The sequence below is a fragment of the Candidatus Poriferisodalis sp. genome (assembly GCF_965237655.1).
Classification (GTDB): Bacteria; Actinomycetota; Acidimicrobiia; order Acidimicrobiales; family Poriferisodalaceae; genus Poriferisodalis.
Genome location: NZ_CBDEGB010000002.1, coordinates 1944963 through 1961883, shown reverse-complemented (window position 1 = coordinate 1961883; position 16921 = coordinate 1944963). Strand labels below are relative to the sequence as shown.

Here is a 16921-nt window from a genome sequence, read left to right as displayed (position 1 = left end):
CCCGGCGCGGGGCGCCTTGGGGCAGGACAGTCGAATCCTCGGTCGGTCGGTTCGCGTGCTTCACGACGCGCTCCGGTGCAAGGCCAGGCAGGTGATGTCGTCCGAGACGGGAGCCTCGCCGGCAAACTCCGCTACCGCGTCGAAGATCGCGGTCATTGCTTCCTTGGCGTTCTGGGGCGGTCTGCCGTTGAAAATCTGCAGGAGTCGTTGGAGGCCGAACTCTTCTTGGTCAACGTTCATCGCCTCGCTGACGCCGTCGGTGTACAGGACCAGGGTTTCGCCGGGGGCCAGTGTCATCTTGTTCTCTGTCAGGTTCTTCGCAAAGACCGCTTCGGGGGCGATGCCCAAGGCGATGCCACCGGTTGCGGGCATCTGCAGCGCACTGCCGTCAGGATGGACGACGACTGGCGGGTCGTGCCCAGCACTGGCGTATACCACCTCGCCGCTATTGGGGTCGTAGACCGCCATGATGACGGTCACGAACATGAAGGTGGGGTTGTCCGCTTGCAGGACACGGTTCGCTTCGATCAGTGCTTCTCGTGGCGAGCCGGTGCCGATGGCAGCGCCCTTGAGGGCTGTCCTGCTCGACATCATGAACAGCGCTGCAGGGATGCCCTTGTCGGACACGTCGGCAACCGTTGCGAACATCCGGTCGTTCGGCACTGCGACGTAGTCGTAGAAGTCGCCGCCGACGTTGCGAGCCGGCACCATGTTGGCGTTGATCTCATATGCCGACGTCGCAGGGAAATCGTCGGGCAGGATCGATTGCTGCACGTTCGAAGCAATGTCGAGTTCGTTCTGGAGCGTGACGAGCTTGTCGCGTGATGCGGTGGCCTCTCGCCACTGCCTGAGGTGCTCGACAGTGCGCTCGATCGTGATTTGCAGGTCGTCGAAGTCGACGGGTTTTGTGACGAAATCGAAGGCACCGCGGTTCATCGCGGTGCGGATGTTGGCCATATCGCCATAGGCGGAGATGATCACTGCTCGCAGGTCGCGATCGACCGAGCCGAGTTGCGACAGCAGGGTCAGCCCGTCCATCTGCGGCATGTTGATGTCCGACAGCACCAGGTCGATGGTGTCGTCCGCCCGCAGCTTCTCCAGCGCCTCCAGGCCGTTGCCCGCAAACACAAACTCGTACTTGCCGCTGCGGATGTGCCTTCTCATCCGCTGCAGGACGAGCGGCTCGAGATCAGGCTCGTCGTCGACGACGAGGATGCGCCAGGGCTCGGACATGGGCGCGACTACGCCAGTTGTGCCTTCGCCTCGTCGAGCGTCCCGTACACCGTGATGATCTGATTGAAACCGCTGATCCGGAACACTTCGTCGACCGAGGCTGCAAGGGAGCAGACGGCGAATGGCGTCGAACTGCTGCCGAGATGCTGGGCGATCAGCAGCAGCACACGCAGGCCGGCACTGCTGATGTAGTCGATGCCGCCCATGTCGAGGATGAAGCGGTTGTCATCGCCCGAGAGAGCTGCCATCAGCGCCTCGTGGAATTCGGCGGAATTCGATCCATCCACCCGGCCCGCGGGACTGATCACGTTTGTGCCTGCGTCCCGCTCCTGTGCGAGTTCCATATTTTGCAGCCTCCTGCACAGCTACGTGATGTGGATTGACCGCATCATTCCAATCCCGGGGTACGCCCAAGCAGGCGCGTCAAGATTTGGCCCTACGTCGGCGCAACTTACTACACGCCCTCGCGGTATCCACCTATGCGTGGCTGTACGGGTGTGCCACGTCTTCTCTGCGCAATTTTGCCGCCTATGGCGGCATTTCTGCACACAGAACGGAGCGGGCCGCTTCTCACCGGGGATTCGCTGCATGCGCCTCCCGTCTCTTAGCCTGCGAGTGTGGGCCTACGTCCTGAGGGGGGATCGGTACCGGATACGCCGGGGAGCTACCAGTTCTTGGACGCGGACGGACGGATCATCTACGTAGGCAAGGCCAAGAGCCTGCGCTCGCGCCTGAACAGCTATTTCGGCGATCCCGCGGGGATGCACCATCGCACCGCCCAGATGGTCGCCACGGCTGCTTCGGTCGAGTGGATCGAGGTTTCCACCGAGGTCGAGGCGCTCATGCTCGAGTACAGCCTCATCCAGCGGCATCAACCAAGGTTCAACGTCCGGCTGCGGGACGACAAGTCGTATCCATTCCTGGCGGTGACACTGCTCGACGAGTGGCCGCGAGCGATGGTCATGCGCGGGCGTCGCAAGCGAGGCAATCGGTACTTCGGACCGTATGGCCATGCGTACGCCATCCGGGAAACACTCGACTTGCTCTTGCGAACCTTCCCGATCCGCACGTGCAGTGACAGCAAGCTGGCAACCCATCAGCGGCTCGGCCGCCCTTGCCTCCTCTACCACATCGAGCAGTGCGCCGGACCGTGTGTGGGCGAAATCGGGCGGAACGAATACGACCGGCTTGTCCGGGAGTTGGTTCGCTTCCTCGAAGGCGACACCGACGCCATCGTCAACGACCTTGAACAGCGCATGGCCGACGCCTCGACGGAACTCGAATTCGAGCTCGCCGCCCGGCTGAGAGACCGTCTCGCCAGCGTTCGTCGGGCGATCGAGAAGCAGCAGCTCGCCGGAACCCGCAACGAGGACTTCGACGTCATCGGCATGAGCGACGACGAGCTCGAGGCAGCCGTCCAGCTGTTCTTCGTGCGCAAGGGCCGGGTGATGGGCCAGCGGGGGTTCATCGTGGACAAAGTCGAGGAGCTCGACGGCCCACAGTTGGTGGCACGTGTTCTGGAGCAGCTATACCACGACGAGAATCCGCTCGGTTGGCCGAAGCTGGTGCTGGTGCCTGAGGCCCCCGCGGAGGCGGGTCTCTACGAGGAATGGCTGAGCGGGCAGCGCGGATCTCGGGTGACGCTGCGCATCCCGCAACGCGGCGACAAGCGAGCGCTTATGGAAACAGCGCGGCACAACGCACGTGAGTCGCTCGCGCGGCACCGCTTGCGCCGTGGAACCGACCACAACAGCCGTGCCCGTGCACTGAACGAGCTGGCGGAGCACTTGGAGCTGCCGCGGCCGCCGCTGCGCATCGAGTGCTACGACATGAGCCACCTGCAGGGCACCAACTACGTCGGCTCGATGGTGGTGCTGGAAGACGGCCTGCCCCGCAGAAGCGAGTACCGCCACTTCCGCGTTCGCAACGTCCCGGGCAATGACGACTATGCCGCCATGGACGAGGTGCTGCGCCGCCGGTTGCGGAACTACTTGACCGAACGGGAATTGCCGGCATCCGAACAGGGGCGGTTCGCGTACCCGCCCCAGTTGCTCGTGGTGGACGGCGGCAAGGGGCAGCTCGGCGTTGCGGCGGCGGTTCTCGACGAATTGGGGTTGCGAGAGCAGATCCCGGTGTGTGCGTTGGCAAAGCAATTCGAGGAGGTGTTCGTGCCGGGCCGGTCCGAGGCGTTGCGGATCCCTCGCCAGTCTGAGGCGCTGTACCTGCTGCAGCGGGTGCGCGACGAGAGCCACCGGTTCGCCGTGTCGTACCACCGGCGGCTGCGCGGCAAGGCGATGAAGCGCGGGGTGCTCGACGGGATCACGGGCCTAGGGGACAAGCGACGGGCACGCCTGGTGCGTGAGTTCGGCAGTGTCGGCGCAGTGAAGGCGGCCACGCTGGAGGAGTTGCGGGCCTTGAGCTGGCTGCCGGACGCTGTTGCGGAGGCGGTGTACGCCGCTACGCACCCTGCCGAGGCGCTGGCAGGCTCCTGAGGCCCGCGGCGTTCCCGTACCCGCGGCCCAATACGATCGGCCCAATACGATCGGCCCAATACGATCGGCATCGTGGCTGAGGGGCCAGAGTTCGTGATCGTGGCTGGCCTGTCGGGAGCAGGCCGCTCCACGGCGGCGAATGCGCTCGAGGACGTCGGCTGGTTCGTCATCGACAACCTGCCGCCGCACCTCATCGGCGACGTGGCGGACATGGTGGCCCGGCCCGGTGCCCGGCTGCGCCGCGTGGCGCTGGTGGCAGGTACCCGGGAATACCGAGAGGACTTGGTAACGGCGATAACGCAGCTGCGCGAGCGGAACGCGACGGTGCGGGTCGTTTACCTGGATGCACCCACGGACGTGCTGGTGCGGCGCTACGACGACACTCGGCGCCGCCATCCCCTGCACACCGGCGATCTGCCCGCCGTAGACCCTCCAGGGGAACCGTCTGGCGCGGAGCCGGTGGCCGACTCGGTCATCGACGCCATCGAGCTCGAGCGGGAGTTGCTCGCCGATGTGCGCGAGACCGCCGACGTGGTCATCGACACGGGTGATCTGAACGTCCACGACCTGCGCGACCGAGTGCGTGACGAATTCAGCGCATCCGGCGATGAGCCTCAAATGCGAACTGCGATCATGTCCTTCGGCTACAAGCACGGTGTGCCGCGGGAAGCTGACCTGGTGTTCGACTGCCGTTTCCTGCCGAACCCGCACTGGGTGGCCGAGCTGAGGCCGTACACCGGGCTACATCCCGGGGTACGCGAGTGGGTGTTCGGCCAGCCGGCTACTGGCACCTTCTTGGAGCACCTCATGCCGCTGCTCGACGCACTGTTGCCGTCCTATCGCACCGAGGGCAAGTCGTACCTGACGATTGCGCTGGGCTGCACAGGCGGTCGGCACCGCAGCGTCGCCATTGCCGAAGAAGTGACTCGCCTGTTGGCGGAACAGGGCCACGATCTGCACTGCCGCCACCGCGACATCGCCCGCTAAGCGTCGCCAGCCCGCTAGACAGCTAACGGTAGATCGGGCCCGGGCACAGGCAGCCCGCGAGGTTCGTGGAGCGAAGGGGATAGCAGCAGATGAGCGTGCGCGTGGGCGTCAACGGTTTCGGCCGGATCGGACGCAACTTCTACCGGGCGGCCGACCGCCCCGACTGCGACATCGAGATCGTGGCGGTGAATGACCTCGGAAACACGGCGACGATGGCCCACCTGCTGAAGTACGACTCAGTGCTGGGCAACCTGTCGAACGACATCGCCGCCACCGACGGCGGCATCTCGATTGACGGCAAGGTGCTGCCGGTGCTGTCGGAGCGGAACCCTGCCGATCTGCCGTGGGCCCACTACGGGGTGGATGTGGTGGTGGAGTCCACCGGCATCTTCACCTCCCGCGACAAGGCGGCCATGCATCTCGAAGCTGGCGCCCCGCTCGTGGTCGTGTCGGCGCCTGCGTCGGGCGCCGACGCCACCTTCGTCGTGGGCGTGAACGACGCCGACTTCGACCCCGCAGCGCACAAGGTGGTCTCGAACGCGAGCTGCACCACAAACTGCTTCGTGCCGATGGTGCAGGTGCTCGATCAGGCCTTCGGCGTGCAGCAGGGCCTCATGACCACCATTCACGCCTACACAGGCGACCAGTCGCTGGTGGACGGACCGCACTCCGACTTGCGCCGGGCCCGCGCCTCAGCAGTGAACATCATCCCGACCTCGACCGGTGCCGCCCGTGCGACTGGGCTGGTGCTGCAGTCGATGGCGGGCAGGCTGGACGGAACCTCGCTGCGTGTTCCGATTCCCGACGGTTCGATCACCGACTTCACAGCGACCCTCGACGCCAGCCCGAGCGTCGAGGAGGTGAACAAGGCCTTCGCCGCCGCCGCTGGCAGCGGACCCTTGGCAGGAGTGCTCGACTACTCCGAGGACCCGCTCGTGAGCAGCGACATCGTGGGCAACCCGGCCAGCTGCGTGTTCGATTCCGGCCTGACCATGGCGATGGGCAGCATGGTCAAGGTCCTCGGCTGGTACGACAACGAGTGGGGCTACTCGAACCGGCTGGTGGATCTCGTGGACATCATCTGCAGCCGATGAGCGAAGTCGGCACGCTGCCGTTGCTCGAGGATCTCGAGCAACGGCTCGGTGGCCTCGACGGCCGGCGGATCCTCGTGCGTTGCGACTTCAACTTTCCGCTGCGCGACGGACCCGACGGCACGCCTGAGATCGCTGACGATCTGCGCATCCGTGCGGCGCTGCCGACCCTGCGCTGGCTGATCGAGCGGGGCGCTGCCGTCACGGCGTGCTCGCACCTGGGCCGCCCCGGCGGCGCACCCGACGAGCGTTTCTCGCTGGCCCCGGTCGCCGAGCGTCTCTTAGAGCTGGCACCCAGCATTGCCTTGGCGGAGAATCTCCGCTTCCGCCTCGGCGAGACCGCCAACGACCCCGAGTTCGTCGACGCTCTGGTCGGCGGCGCAGTCACTGCCCCATTCGGCGCTGGCAGCCCCGCCCCCTTCGATGGCTACGTGAACGACGCCTTCGGCGTCAGCCACCGGGCGCACGCTTCCATCGTCGGTCCGCCGCAGTACCTGCCGAGCGCAGCTGGCCGCTTGCTGCACCGGGAAGCCGAAGTACTGGGCGGCCTGCGCACCGACGCCAAGCGGCCGTTCGTGGCCGTGCTGGGCGGAGCCAAGGTGAGCGACAAGCTCGGCGCGGTCGAAGCGCTGCTCTCGGTGGTGGACACGCTGGTCATCGGCGGGGGCATGTGCTTCACGTTCCTGGCCGCAATGGGCCACCCCATCGGCGACTCGCTCTGCGAACCCAACTTCATCGAGACCTGCGAGCGCCTGCTTGCGGGCGGCGCCAACATCGTTCTGCCCAACGACATCACTGCGCTGGATGCCGGCGGCACCGTCCGCCAGATGGGGCGCAGCCTGCCCGACGGCTACCGCGGCCTCGACATCGGACCCGGTTCGGCGGCGGAATTCGACGACGTGATCGCTGGAGCCCGGACGGTGTTCTGGAATGGCCCGATGGGGCTGTTCGAAGACGACCGGTTTGCCGCCGGAACCCGTGCGGTCGCCCAGTCGATGGCCGACTCCCGGGCCTTCACTGTGGTCGGGGGCGGTGACAGCGCGGCCGCCGTGGCCCAATTCGGCCTGGCGCCGTACATGGATCACATCTCGACCGGGGGAGGCGCAGGCCTCGAACTCATCGAGCACGGCGACCTGCCCGGCCTAGCGGCGCTGCGAGACTCGCCACAGCGGTGAGCCAGTCGGGGAGAGGGACGATGAGTCGAACGCCACTGATCTCGGGCAATTGGAAGATGCACCTCAACCACCTCGAGGCCATCCAGCTCTGCCAGAAGCTGAGCTACGAGTTGGCCCGGCACCGTTACGACCAGGTCGAGGTGAGCCTCCATCCGCCATTTGTGGACCTGCGATCATGCCAGACCGTCATTGACGTCGACCGCCTCGAGTTCAAGCTCGGCGCACAGAACTGCCACGACCAGGCACAGGGCGCCTTCACCGGCGAGGTCTCGCCAACCATGCTGGCCAAGCTCGACGTGACCTATGTCATCGTCGGCCACAGCGAGCGGCGAGCCCTCTTCGGCGAGACCGACGAGATCGTCGCAGCCAAAGCCGCAGCAGTGGCTAAGCAGGGCATGACCCCGATTGTCTGCGTCGGCGAAACACTCGAAGACCGCGAAGCCGGCCGCGCCACCAACGTCGTGACCACACAGCTCCGCGGCAGCCTCGCCAAGCTCACGCGGGCGCAATTCGAAACGCTGGTGGTGGCCTACGAGCCAGTGTGGGCAATCGGTACGGGCCGCAATGCGTCACCCGTGGATGCCCAGGACATGTGCGCCAGGGCGCGTCGTGTCATCGACGAGATGCGCCCCGGCACCGGCTCGCTGGTGCGAGTCCAATACGGTGGATCGGTCAAGCCCGTCAACGCCCCAGAGTTGCTCGGCCAGCCAGATATCGACGGCGCCCTCGTCGGCGGCGCCTCCCTTGACGCCACCCAATTCGCCCGAATCGTCAACGCGGCCAGATAGCGCCTGTACGGCGCGTGGATCGCAAACGAAAAGAGGCGTGTGTGGCGCCGGCAGCGGCGGCCAGGGGGCCGAACCTAGAGTCACGGCGTGTCTCCTGAAAGCCAGTTTCCAGCCGCTGACTCCGGTGGTGGGCGCCCGTCCCTTTCGGACGGCCTCGTGGCATTCGTGAAACGCGACTGCCCGACGTGCCGCGATGTCGAGCCGGTGCTCGCCGAGCTCGTCGACCATGCGGCACGCAGCGGAACCGGTCTCACCGTGTTCACCCAGGACGACCCCGCCTTTCCGGCGGGCGTGACGGGATCGTCGGCGGATGTTGTTCACGATGCCGACCTCTCCGTGTCGTGGCATCACGACATCGACACCGTCCCCACACTCATGGCCGTGGTGGACGGTCGAGAGATGGCGCGCACCGTCGGCTGGGACCGTCGCAGCTGGGAGGCGCTCAGCGGGGCCGATGATCTGGGCGCCGGTCTGGCCGAGATGCGGCCTGGCTGCGGATCGCTCTCGGTTGACCCGCTGCTGGCCGACAAGCTGGCATTGCGCTTCGGGGCGACGTCGTTCGCAAGCCGCCGTGTGGAGCTGGCCTCTGCTGAGGATCCAGTCGAGGCTGCTTATGACCGCGGCTGGTCCGACGGGTTGCCGGTGGTGCCGCCGACCGAAGCACGAGTCGCAGCCATGTTGGCGGCGACCACTCGGGCTCCCGACGAGATCATGGCCGTGGTGCCGCCGACACTGGCCGAGTGCACAGTGGAGAAGGTCGCGGTGAATGCCGTCATGGCCGGCTGCAAGCCCGAGTACTTGCCGGTGGTACTTGCGGCCGTCGAGGCTGCGTGTACTGACACGTTCAATATGCACGGCCTGCTGTGCACGCTGTGGTTCTCGGGACCGATCGTGATCGTGAACGGCCCGATCCGGCGCCGCATCGGCATGAACACCGACAAGAACGCGCTCGGCCAGGGCAATCGCGCCAACTCCACCATCGGGCGAGCGCTGCAGTTGGTGATCCGCAACGTGGGCGGCGGCAAGCCCGGCATCGGCGGCATCGACCGCTCCGCACTGGGGTCGCCCTCGAAAGTCGGCTGGTGCTTCGCCGAAGACGAGGAGGGCCTGCCCGACGGCTGGCCGCCGCTGTCGGTCAGCCGGGGCTTCGAGCCGGGACAAGACACCGTGACGCTGTTCGCCGGGCACGGCCCGATCGGCTGCACCGATCAGATCTCACGCACTCCCGACTCGCTCATCCGCACGATCGCACAGCAGCTCATGTGTGTCGGGAATCGCAAGCTGCCCGGCGAGGCGATGCTGGTGATGACGCCCGAGCACATGTCGACGTTCGCCGATTCGGGCTGGACCAAGCAGCGCTTCCACGACGAACTCGAGCCACTGCTGCAGATGGACCTCGACTTCGCAGCCCGCGACGCGGGAGGCATCCAAGAGGGTCTTCCCGCCGGGTTCCTGCAGTACCTGAAGGGCACCGCAGGTGCCGACGGTGGGAGCGGGCCCGCTGATGGTGGGCTCGTGTTCGGATCCACCGAAGGCTCCGCAGACGGGAACCTGCGAAAGCTGCCCCCGTGGTCGCCGATGGTGGTGCGGGCAGGCGGGGGAGCGGGCGGCTTCAGCGCCATCATCGAGGGATGGGTGCCGGGCGCCAAGGGCAGCACCCCGATCACGCACCCGATCCGCCCGTAGAAACAAACTCCGAACAACCCGCCCGCCCTCGGGGCCAGCGTCAGGCGCCGGTAGCCTCGTTGCCCGTGATGACGTGGATCATCGGCAGCATTCACCTGCTGTCGGCCTTCGGATTGATTGGCCTGGTGCTGCTGCACAGCGGCCGTGGCGGCGGCGTGTCCGACATGTTCGGCGGCAGCGTCGGAACCGCTGCCGCGGGCTCAACCGTTGCCGAAAAGAACCTCAGCCGCATCACGGTCGTGGTTGCCGTCTCGTTCGGCTTCACCACGTTGATTCTGGGTTTGCTCCTCGCCTGATTGCCCGGCCCGGCCGAGCACCGGTGCTGGCGCCGTCCCGCCAGATCGCCCTGCCGTTGACCACGACGAGTTCGATTCCGCGCGCCGGCTGCTTCGGCTGCTCGAAGGTGGCGGTGTCGATCACTGTCTCTGGGTCGAAAAGCACGAGGTCGGCCATCGCACCGGCCTCCAGCACGCCCCGATCCGCCAAACCGAAACGTCGGGCCGGCAGCCCCGTCATTTTGTGCACTGCTTCTTCCAGAGAGAAGAGGCCTTGCTCGCGCGCATAGTGACCAAGCACCCGTGGAAAGGTGCCCCACAGGCGCGGGTGCGGGAATTCGTCGTGCGGCAGGCCGTCGGAGCCGATCATGGTGCCTGGGTAGGCCAGGATGCGGCGCACGTCCGCCTCGTCCATCATGAAGAAGATCCCGCCGGCGGGCAGCAACGCTTCGACCGCAGCTTCGGGGTCGAGACCCATCTCGGCTGCGATCTCGGCGAGGTCTCGCCCAGCAGCCGCGGGCTGCGCTTTGGACCAAGTCACCAGCACTTTGCTGGCATCCGCCAGCCTTGTTGAATCCAAAGTCGTCGAGCTGGCGATGTAGGGGTAGGCGTCGAGGCTGATTCGTTGGCGGTGCCGTGCTGCTTCGATCAGCGCCAAGGTCTCTGTCGAGCGGCCGTGGTTGGCCTGCCCGGAGCACTTGTGATGCGAGATCACCACTGGAACGCCGGCTTCGCGGCCGATGGTGAATGTCTCTTCCAACGACTCGCTGACCCGGTCCGCTTCGTCTCGCATGTGGGTCGTGTGGATGCCGCCCGCGGCCCGAACCGCTCTGGCCAGCTCGATGATCTCCTCGGTCGGTGCAGCCGCGGCCGGCGCATAGTAGAGACCCGTCGACAGGCCGATAGCCCCGGCCTCCAATGCTCGCTCCAGGCGGCCCCGCATGGCCTTGATCTCATCTCCAGTCGCCGGGCGGTGCAGATTGTCCATGGCCTCAACCCGCAGGGAGGCGTGGCCGACCAGGCAGAGTGCGTTGACAGCCGCCGGTTCTCCATCGAGGGCAGCGAGGTAGTCATCGAATTCCGAGAAGAAAGCCGCGCCGTCGGGGCAGACGAGGTCGAGCGGTGCCGGTGGCCGCCCTGTGGTCCGCAGTGGCGCCAAGCTGACTCCGCAGTTGCCGGTGACGACCGTGGTGACGCCCTGGCTGACCTTGGGTGCCATCAGGGGATCGACCAGCAGCGCACGGTCGTCGTGGGTGTGCACGTCGATGAAGCCGGGCGCCACCGCCTTGCCGTCCGCATCGATCTCGACGGCGCCTTCCGCGTGGCCGAGATCGCCCAGCCCGACGATCCTGTCATTGGTGACTGCGATGTCGCCATGGGTCGACGGAGCGCCGGTTCCATCGACCAAGCGGGCGTTGCGGATGATCAACTCCGCTTTGTCGATCACTGCCATGAGCCCTTTCCCAACCAGGTCACGGTCGCGAGTTCACCACGTATCGTTCGGGTCGCCTGCGACAAGGAGTCCTCATGGGACGTCACGCGATCAAGACACCGCCGCACCACGCCACCTGGCCGGAGTATCTGGCCATCTGGCAAGCCGCCGACGAGTTCGAGGTCTTCGAGTCGGCGTGGAGCTGGGACCACTTCTATCCGTTGGCACCGCCCTACGACGGTCCCAACCTCGAGGGCTGGACGATGCTGGCCGCTTTGGCGCAGGCGACGACGCGAATACGTCTCGGCGCCATGGTCAACGGCATGCACCACCGCCATCCGGCAGTGACCGCCAACATGGCCGCCACGCTCGACCACATCTCCAACGGTCGCTTCGAACTGGGGATGGGCGCTGGCTGGAACTTCATGGAAAGCGACGCCTACGGCATCGATCTCGGCCCGTTGCGGGACCGCTCTGACCGGCTCGAAGAGGGCATGGAGGTCATCGTCAAGCTGCTGACCGAGACCACGACTACGCACAAGGGGCGTTTCTTCGAGCTCACCGACGCGTGGTGCGAGCCCAAGCCGATCCAGGAGCGGATCCCGATCGTCATCGGCGGGCAGGGCCGGGTGCGGACATTGCGCACCGCTGCGAAGTACGCCGATCAGTGGGACATGACCTTCCCGGCCGATGTCGCAGCGTGGCAGGAGCTGGACGAGATTCTGCGGGCGCATTGCGAACGCGTGGGCCGTGATGAGGCCGAGATCGACCGGTCGGTGCATCTCGGTTTCGAGGCCGACGGCGACATCGACAAGGCTGTAGCGGGGGCGCAGGACTTCTTCGACGCCGGGGTCGACATCGTCGTGTGGTCGTGGCGAGGCGAACTGGATCCGGTGAGTCTCGACGCCCTGGCGACGGCGATCGACGAGGCCTGATCGCCGCCGGGCGACTCAGTACGCAACGCTATGATGATGCGCTCCGCTGTGGCCCTCAAGGGGGCTGCGATGCAGCGATTTTGGGTTTTCATGTCGGAGTGGCGGAATTGGCAGACGCGCTAGATTAAGGATCTAGTGCCCGAAAGGGTGTGGGGGTTCAAGTCCCCCCTCCGACACAAACAGGTGCTCGGTGTCGAAGCAGAGCTTGAGCCTCTACGTCTCGCAGTGGCGTTCGATGAGCTCGCCGAGGTGATCTGGTCGTATCCCGACGCCAAACCGCAAGCCACGCCGGTCGGTTGACCTTCGCAACAGTGCCGTGCGCCGTCAGTCGAACGTGGCGGAATAGCCGAGTTTGTGGGAGACCTCCTCCGACGCCTGGCGAAGAGCCGCTGCGGGGGAATCTGGGCCGACACCATCCATCGTCCCACTCCGACCCAGAACTGCGGTCGACGCAACAAGTCGACCTTGATGATCGAACACCGGTGCGGCGACGGCGCTGAGCCCGGGCAAATAGTCGCCGCGGGAGATGGCCAACCTGTCTCGGCGAACCTGATCGATCAGATCCTGCACCGCGCCAGCATCACGATAGCGATCACCAAGAGGAGAACCCGCCAGCCGTTCGAGCTCTTCGGCGACCCTCTCGTCAATCATTCGCCATGGCTGATAGGCCAAGAAGATCCTGCCGGTTGCCGTTCCGATGAGCGGCAGCACGGAACCGATGTACAAGTTGCAGTGAACAACCTCGCTGGCATCGCGCCAGCCAATGATCACCGGCCCGTGCTGGCCCCACACCGATAGCGCGGTGGTTACATCGAGGCCTTGGTTGAGCTCGACCAACGCGTCGGTCGCGAAGCGAACCGCGTCAAGCCGCCGCAGACCGGCCAAGCCCAACTGCCACGCGCCGGGGCCGAGATCGTAGCGACCGGTGATCGGATCCTGCAGCACGAGGTCGCAGCGGATCAGGCTGACGAGATATCGGCGCGCCTTGCTCGGCATCATGTCAGCCCGCGACGCAAGCTCGCCGAGGGGGAGGGCACCGGGAGCCTCGGCGAGGGCGGCCAGCACCCGGGCACCAACCTCGCTGGACTTCACCCCGTGGCTGGCTGAAGCCGCCGTCACCCTCCGGCCTCTCGAATGAGGCGTGACAGCAGCGCGGGTCGAAGTGGCTTGGTGTTGACGTTGACGTCGAGATCGAACAGAGCGTCGGCGACTGCGTTGACGAGCGCGGGTACTGCTCCGATCACACCGCCTTCCCCCACGCCCTTGAACCCACCGACGGCATCGATCGACGGAGACTCGATGTGAGCGATCTGGAAGTTGGGAACGTCCACCGAGCTGGGCAGGAGATAGTCGATCAGCGTCGCCGTGCGGACCTGGCCGTCCTCGTCGTACACAAATTCTTCCATGAGCGCCTCGCCGATGCCTTGTGCCACACCGCCCATCACCTGACCGTCGACGATCATCGGGTTGATGATGCGACCGCAGTCATGTACGACGGTGTACCCCTCGATGTCGACGGTCCCGTCTCCGGCATCGACAGCCACCTGTGCAATGTGGGTCGCATTGGCCATGGTGACCAGGGGCGGGTCGTAGAAGTCGGTCTCCTCGAGGCCAAAGCTCTCGCCTTCGGGGAGGTCGAACGTGTTCATGGCGTACGCCGTCTCAGCGACCTCTCGGAATGAGAGCGATCGGCTCGGCACGCCAGCGACGTGCATCTGACCGTCGGAGACCACGATGTCTTCTGGCGTGGACTCGAGCATCGACGCGGCGATCCGCGCCAGCTTCAGCCTGGCCTTCTCCGACGCCCGCACCAGCGCTCCGCCGCCCGTGACTGCGCTGCGGCTTGCGAAGGTGTTCGTGCCGTAGGGCCCGGCGGCGGTGTCGCCCTCGACGATCGTCACATCCTCCAGTCGGGCCCCGAGCTCGTCGGCGACGACCTGCGCGAAGGTCGTGAAGTGGCCTTGCCCCGAATGAGCGTGGCTCACGAAGGCCGTCACTTTGCCGGTGGGCTCCACCTTCACCGTCCCGCTGTCGAATCCGGGCAGACGGGTCAGCCCGCGGGCACGCCAGCCTGGGGCTCCCGTCCCACTCACCTCCGTGAAACTGCAGATACCGATGCCTCGGTACTTGCCGTCGACGAGTCGGCCCTGGGCCGCCTGGCGGGCGCGGAACTCGTCGTAGTTCGCCATCTCCATCGCTTGGTTGAGCGACTCTATGAAACTGCCTGTGTCGTAGCGGACACCAACGATGTTGGTCCACGGAAGCTCTGAGGTGGGCACCATGTTTCTCAGCCGAACCTCGGCTGGATCGAGCCCGAGCCGGCGGGCAATCCGGTCCATGATGCCCTCGATCGCCATGAAGCAAACCGGTTGGGCCACGCCCCTATAGGCCAGCACAGGCGCGGTGTGGGTTGCGACGGCGGTGGCCGTGTACTCGTATTCGGTGATCCGGTACGGCCCAACGATCATGCGGGCGCCACCGGTGGTCTCCAGGGTGCAGCCGAAAGGCAACGCTGAGTAGGCGCCGCCATTGGTTCGAATCTCGGCCCTCAGCGCGAGAACGATGCCGTCATCATCGACCGCGGCCTCAACCCGGTAGCGGTTATCACGGGCGTGTACATCGGTGAGCAGGGATCCATACCGGTCCTGAATCCACTTCACGGGCCGACGCAAACGCCGGGCGAGCGCGGCGCAGACGAACTCTTCGGGGTAGAGGGCCGCCTTGATGCCGAATCCGCCGCCGACGTCGGGAACCACTACCCGCAGGGTTGACTCTGGAGCGTCGAGGAACTCGGCCAGGGCAGTCCGCAGCAGATGGTGTATCTGGGTCGAGGAGTAGAAGACAAGGTTGCCCGCCTGCTCGGGCACAGCAAGACACCCTCGGGGTTCAATCGGAACAGCGGTCACACGGTTCGAGCGGAAGTCTTCGGAGATGACATGGGCCGCCGCTTCGAAACCAGCGGCCACGCCATCGGTTGCGAATCGACCCTCGTAGTAGACGTTGCCCGGCACCGTTGGATTGACCTGTGGGGCGGCGGGATCGGTCGCTTCGTCGATCTCGGTGACCACTGGAAGCGGCTCGTAGTCGACTTGGACCAGCTCGATGCCGTCTTCGGCGAGGTACTGGCTCTCGGCCAGGACCACGGCCACCGCCTCGCCCGCAAACCGCACTTCGTCGACAGCCAGCACGTCGCGGGTGTTGTAGCTGTAGCCGGGCAGCTCTATCTGAGCAGCGATCGGCTTCACCAGGGCTGCCAGATCCTCGCCGGTGAGAACGTCGACCACGCCATCGAGCGCGCGCGCCTCGCTCACGTCGATCGACACGATTCGGGCATGGGCGTAGGGGCTGAGCACGAAGGCAAGGTGCAGGGTGTTGATCGGCGCGGGCAGATCGTCGACGAAGCGGCCCTGGCCCCGTAGGAGGTAGTCGTCCTCTCGACGCAAAACGCTTTGCCCAACGGCGCCTTGCCGGTCGCTGCTCATGCTCGGTGCCCTCGTCGCAGCTCCACCGCGGCCTCAGCTACCGCATCGACGATGTTGGCGTAGCCGGTGCAGCGACAGACGTTGTTCATCAGTGCCTCCCGGATGGTGGCCTCATCGGGGTCGGCGGTGCGTTCCAGCAACTCGACCGCCGTGAGGAGGAATCCCGGCGTGCAGAAACCGCACTGGAGGGCATGTTTGCGGTGGAACATCTCTTGGATCGGATGGAGCTCATCGAGGTCTGCGAGATCTTCCACGGTGCGGATGTCCGATCCGTCAACCGCCACAGCGAAGTGCAGGCAGCTGCGTGCGGTGCGGCCGTCGAGCAGCACCGTGCACGCACCGCACACCCCTTGCTCACAGCCGATGTGGGTGCCCGTCAGGCCGAGATCGTGTCGCAGGAAGTCGACGAGCAACCGCCGCGGCTCCACACGGGATTCTCGGCTTCGCCCGTTGACGGTGATCCTTCACCTGGTATTCGTCTGTCATGGACCCTCCCCGTCCAGCAGGCCGCGTTCAACAAGGACGCCGACGAGGTGTCGTCGGTACTCGGCGTCGGCGTGGATGTCACCGGTCGGATTGACTGCGCTGCGGGCCGTCGCGACGGCGGCTGCGATTGCTTCTGGGCCGAGGTCGGAGCCGACCAGCGCGCCCTCGGCGTCGATCAAACGCTGGGCCACCGACCCAACGCCGAACGCCGCGATGCGTGCCATCGTGCAGACGCCGTCCACGCTGCCCCACCGCAATGCGACCCCGCCCACCGCGAACGCGTGGCCCCCGTTCGAGACTTCCCCCAGGGCGCTTCGTTCGCTTGGGTCCTGTCGTCTGAACGTGACCGCCGAAACGACCTCACCTGGCTCGATGCTGGTAGTCATGTCAGCTACGAAGAAGTCGTGAGCCGGAACCCGACGTTCGCCAGTGACACTCGTGAGCACCAGATCGGCCTCCAACGCGAGCGCAACGGCCGGCAACTCGGCTAGCGGGTCGCAATGGGCCAGACTGCCGCAGACGGTGCCACGGTTGCGCGTAGCGGGTAGCCCGACGTGGGGGAGCGCCTTGGCCAGCAACGGGCACTCGGCTTCGACCAGCGAGTCGGTCTCGGCATCAATCTGGCGCACGAGCGCACCGACGACGAGGCGATCGTTCGAGAGCCGGATGTAGTCGAGCTCTTGACAGCGGTTGATCGACACGAGCACCTCGGGTCGGGCCAGCCGGAGATTCATGAGCGGAACCAGGCTCTGGCCTCCTGCGAGAATCCGAGCGTCATCGCCGTACTCGGCCATGGCTCGGACCACCGCGTCGAGCGACTCGGGGGCAACAAACGAGAATGGTGCGGGTTTCATGGAGA

The 16921-nt window shown here is 65.9% G+C and carries 16 protein-coding genes and 1 tRNA gene; 10 read left to right on the top strand and 7 right to left on the bottom strand.

The window, feature by feature from the left end; translation table 11 throughout:
• Window positions 1-60: 60 nt before the first annotated feature.
• Both ACPXYO_RS17260 and ACPXYO_RS17255 read right to left on the bottom strand, forming a co-directional pair.
• Window positions 61-1233: a PP2C family protein-serine/threonine phosphatase gene (locus ACPXYO_RS17260; protein ID WP_423923177.1), complete on the bottom strand. Its 1173-nt coding sequence runs from the start codon at window positions 1231-1233 to the stop codon at window positions 61-63.
• Window positions 1234-1241: 8 nt separating this feature from the next.
• The gene (locus tag ACPXYO_RS17255; RefSeq protein WP_423923175.1) at window positions 1242-1577 is read right to left on the bottom strand and encodes an STAS domain-containing protein; all 336 of its coding nucleotides are present in this window, start codon (window positions 1575-1577) and stop codon (window positions 1242-1244) included.
• A 273-nt stretch (window positions 1578-1850) separates the two neighbouring features.
• Here ACPXYO_RS17255 and uvrC point away from each other — a divergent pair, with 273 nt between their 5' ends.
• From uvrC to secG, 7 genes are all read left to right on the top strand, one after another.
• The gene (gene uvrC, locus ACPXYO_RS17250; protein WP_423923173.1) at window positions 1851-3725 is read left to right on the top strand and encodes an excinuclease ABC subunit UvrC; all 1875 of its coding nucleotides are present in this window, start codon (window positions 1851-1853) and stop codon (window positions 3723-3725) included.
• A gap of 72 nt (window positions 3726-3797) precedes the next feature.
• Window positions 3798-4712 carry an RNase adapter RapZ gene (gene rapZ / locus ACPXYO_RS17245; RefSeq protein WP_423923171.1) on the top strand — a complete coding sequence of 305 codons (915 nt, stop codon included), beginning with the start codon at window positions 3798-3800 and terminating at the stop codon, window positions 4710-4712.
• Window positions 4713-4801: 89 nt separating this feature from the next.
• Window positions 4802-5806: a type I glyceraldehyde-3-phosphate dehydrogenase gene (gap, locus tag ACPXYO_RS17240; RefSeq protein ID WP_423923169.1), complete on the top strand. Its 1005-nt coding sequence runs from the start codon at window positions 4802-4804 to the stop codon at window positions 5804-5806.
• A 14-nt stretch (window positions 5807-5820) separates the two neighbouring features.
• Complete coding sequence (locus ACPXYO_RS17235; protein ID WP_423923913.1) at window positions 5821-6978, top strand: phosphoglycerate kinase; 1158 nt, start codon at window positions 5821-5823, stop codon at window positions 6976-6978.
• Between the two features lie 20 nt (window positions 6979-6998).
• Entirely contained in the window at window positions 6999-7766 is a 768-nt protein-coding gene (gene tpiA, locus ACPXYO_RS17230; RefSeq protein ID WP_423923167.1) for a triose-phosphate isomerase, read from the top strand.
• 87 nt (window positions 7767-7853) lie between these two features.
• Complete coding sequence (locus ACPXYO_RS17225; RefSeq protein WP_423923165.1) at window positions 7854-9452, top strand: thioredoxin family protein; 1599 nt, start codon at window positions 7854-7856, stop codon at window positions 9450-9452.
• Window positions 9453-9520: 68 nt separating this feature from the next.
• On the top strand, window positions 9521-9748 hold the full coding sequence (gene secG, locus ACPXYO_RS17220; protein ID WP_423923911.1) for a preprotein translocase subunit SecG: 228 nt from the start codon (window positions 9521-9523) through the stop codon (window positions 9746-9748).
• On the opposite strand, the gene ACPXYO_RS17215 is transcribed toward secG, so the two are convergent.
• Entirely contained in the window at window positions 9714-11180 is a 1467-nt protein-coding gene (locus ACPXYO_RS17215) for an N-acyl-D-amino-acid deacylase family protein (RefSeq protein WP_423923163.1), read from the bottom strand. The two genes, secG and ACPXYO_RS17215, sit on opposite strands and share 35 nt — an antisense overlap.
• Before the next feature lie 74 nt (window positions 11181-11254).
• Here ACPXYO_RS17215 and ACPXYO_RS17210 point away from each other — a divergent pair, with 74 nt between their 5' ends.
• The 3 genes from ACPXYO_RS17210 (at window position 11255) to ACPXYO_RS17200 (ending at window position 12394) form a co-directional block, all read left to right on the top strand.
• Entirely contained in the window at window positions 11255-12094 is an 840-nt protein-coding gene (locus ACPXYO_RS17210) for a TIGR03560 family F420-dependent LLM class oxidoreductase (RefSeq protein WP_423923161.1), read from the top strand.
• Between the two features lie 92 nt (window positions 12095-12186).
• Window positions 12187-12270: transfer RNA gene (locus ACPXYO_RS17205), tRNA-Leu, on the top strand.
• Entirely contained in the window at window positions 12230-12394 is a 165-nt protein-coding gene (locus ACPXYO_RS17200; RefSeq protein WP_423923159.1) for a hypothetical protein, read from the top strand. Before ACPXYO_RS17205 ends, ACPXYO_RS17200 begins: the two co-directional genes overlap by 41 nt.
• A 24-nt stretch (window positions 12395-12418) precedes the next feature.
• Here ACPXYO_RS17200 and ACPXYO_RS17195 read toward each other — a convergent pair whose 3' ends face one another.
• The 4 genes from ACPXYO_RS17195 to ACPXYO_RS17180 are packed head-to-tail and all read right to left on the bottom strand — an operon-like array spanning window position 12419 to window position 16916.
• Window positions 12419-13186 carry an IclR family transcriptional regulator gene (locus ACPXYO_RS17195; RefSeq protein WP_423923157.1) on the bottom strand — a complete coding sequence of 256 codons (768 nt, stop codon included), beginning with the start codon at window positions 13184-13186 and terminating at the stop codon, window positions 12419-12421.
• Window positions 13187-13209: 23 nt separating this feature from the next.
• A complete protein-coding gene (locus ACPXYO_RS17190) occupies window positions 13210-15576 on the bottom strand; it encodes a xanthine dehydrogenase family protein molybdopterin-binding subunit (RefSeq protein ID WP_423923155.1) in 2367 nt (788 codons plus the stop codon).
• Window positions 15573-16037 (bottom strand): (2Fe-2S)-binding protein, encoded by a 465-nt coding sequence (locus ACPXYO_RS17185; RefSeq protein WP_423923909.1) that lies wholly within the window; start codon window positions 16035-16037, stop codon window positions 15573-15575. The genes ACPXYO_RS17190 and ACPXYO_RS17185 overlap by 4 nt, the downstream gene beginning before the upstream one ends.
• Before the next feature lie 21 nt (window positions 16038-16058).
• Window positions 16059-16916 (bottom strand): FAD binding domain-containing protein, encoded by an 858-nt coding sequence (locus ACPXYO_RS17180; RefSeq protein WP_423923153.1) that lies wholly within the window; start codon window positions 16914-16916, stop codon window positions 16059-16061.
• Between the last annotated feature and the right edge of the window lie 5 nt (window positions 16917-16921).

Excerpts from the sequence above, each read along its gene's own strand:
- ACPXYO_RS17210 (WP_423923161.1), top strand. The coding sequence starts at position 11,255 with ATGGGACGTCACGCGATCAAGACACCGCCGCACCACGCCACCTGGCCG.
- ACPXYO_RS17260 (WP_423923177.1), bottom strand. The coding sequence starts at position 1,233 with ATGTCCGAGCCCTGGCGCATCCTCGTCGTCGACGACGAGCCTGATCTC.
- ACPXYO_RS17215 (WP_423923163.1), bottom strand. The coding sequence starts at position 11,180 with ATGGCAGTGATCGACAAAGCGGAGTTGATCATCCGCAACGCCCGCTTG.
- ACPXYO_RS17180 (WP_423923153.1), bottom strand. The coding sequence starts at position 16,916 with ATGAAACCCGCACCATTCTCGTTTGTTGCCCCCGAGTCGCTCGACGCG.
- tpiA (WP_423923167.1), top strand. The coding sequence starts at position 6,999 with ATGAGTCGAACGCCACTGATCTCGGGCAATTGGAAGATGCACCTCAAC.
- ACPXYO_RS17190 (WP_423923155.1), bottom strand. The coding sequence starts at position 15,576 with ATGAGCAGCGACCGGCAAGGCGCCGTTGGGCAAAGCGTTTTGCGTCGA.
- ACPXYO_RS17255 (WP_423923175.1), bottom strand. The coding sequence starts at position 1,577 with ATGGAACTCGCACAGGAGCGGGACGCAGGCACAAACGTGATCAGTCCC.
- gap (WP_423923169.1), top strand. The coding sequence starts at position 4,802 with ATGAGCGTGCGCGTGGGCGTCAACGGTTTCGGCCGGATCGGACGCAAC.
- secG (WP_423923911.1), top strand. The coding sequence starts at position 9,521 with ATGACGTGGATCATCGGCAGCATTCACCTGCTGTCGGCCTTCGGATTG.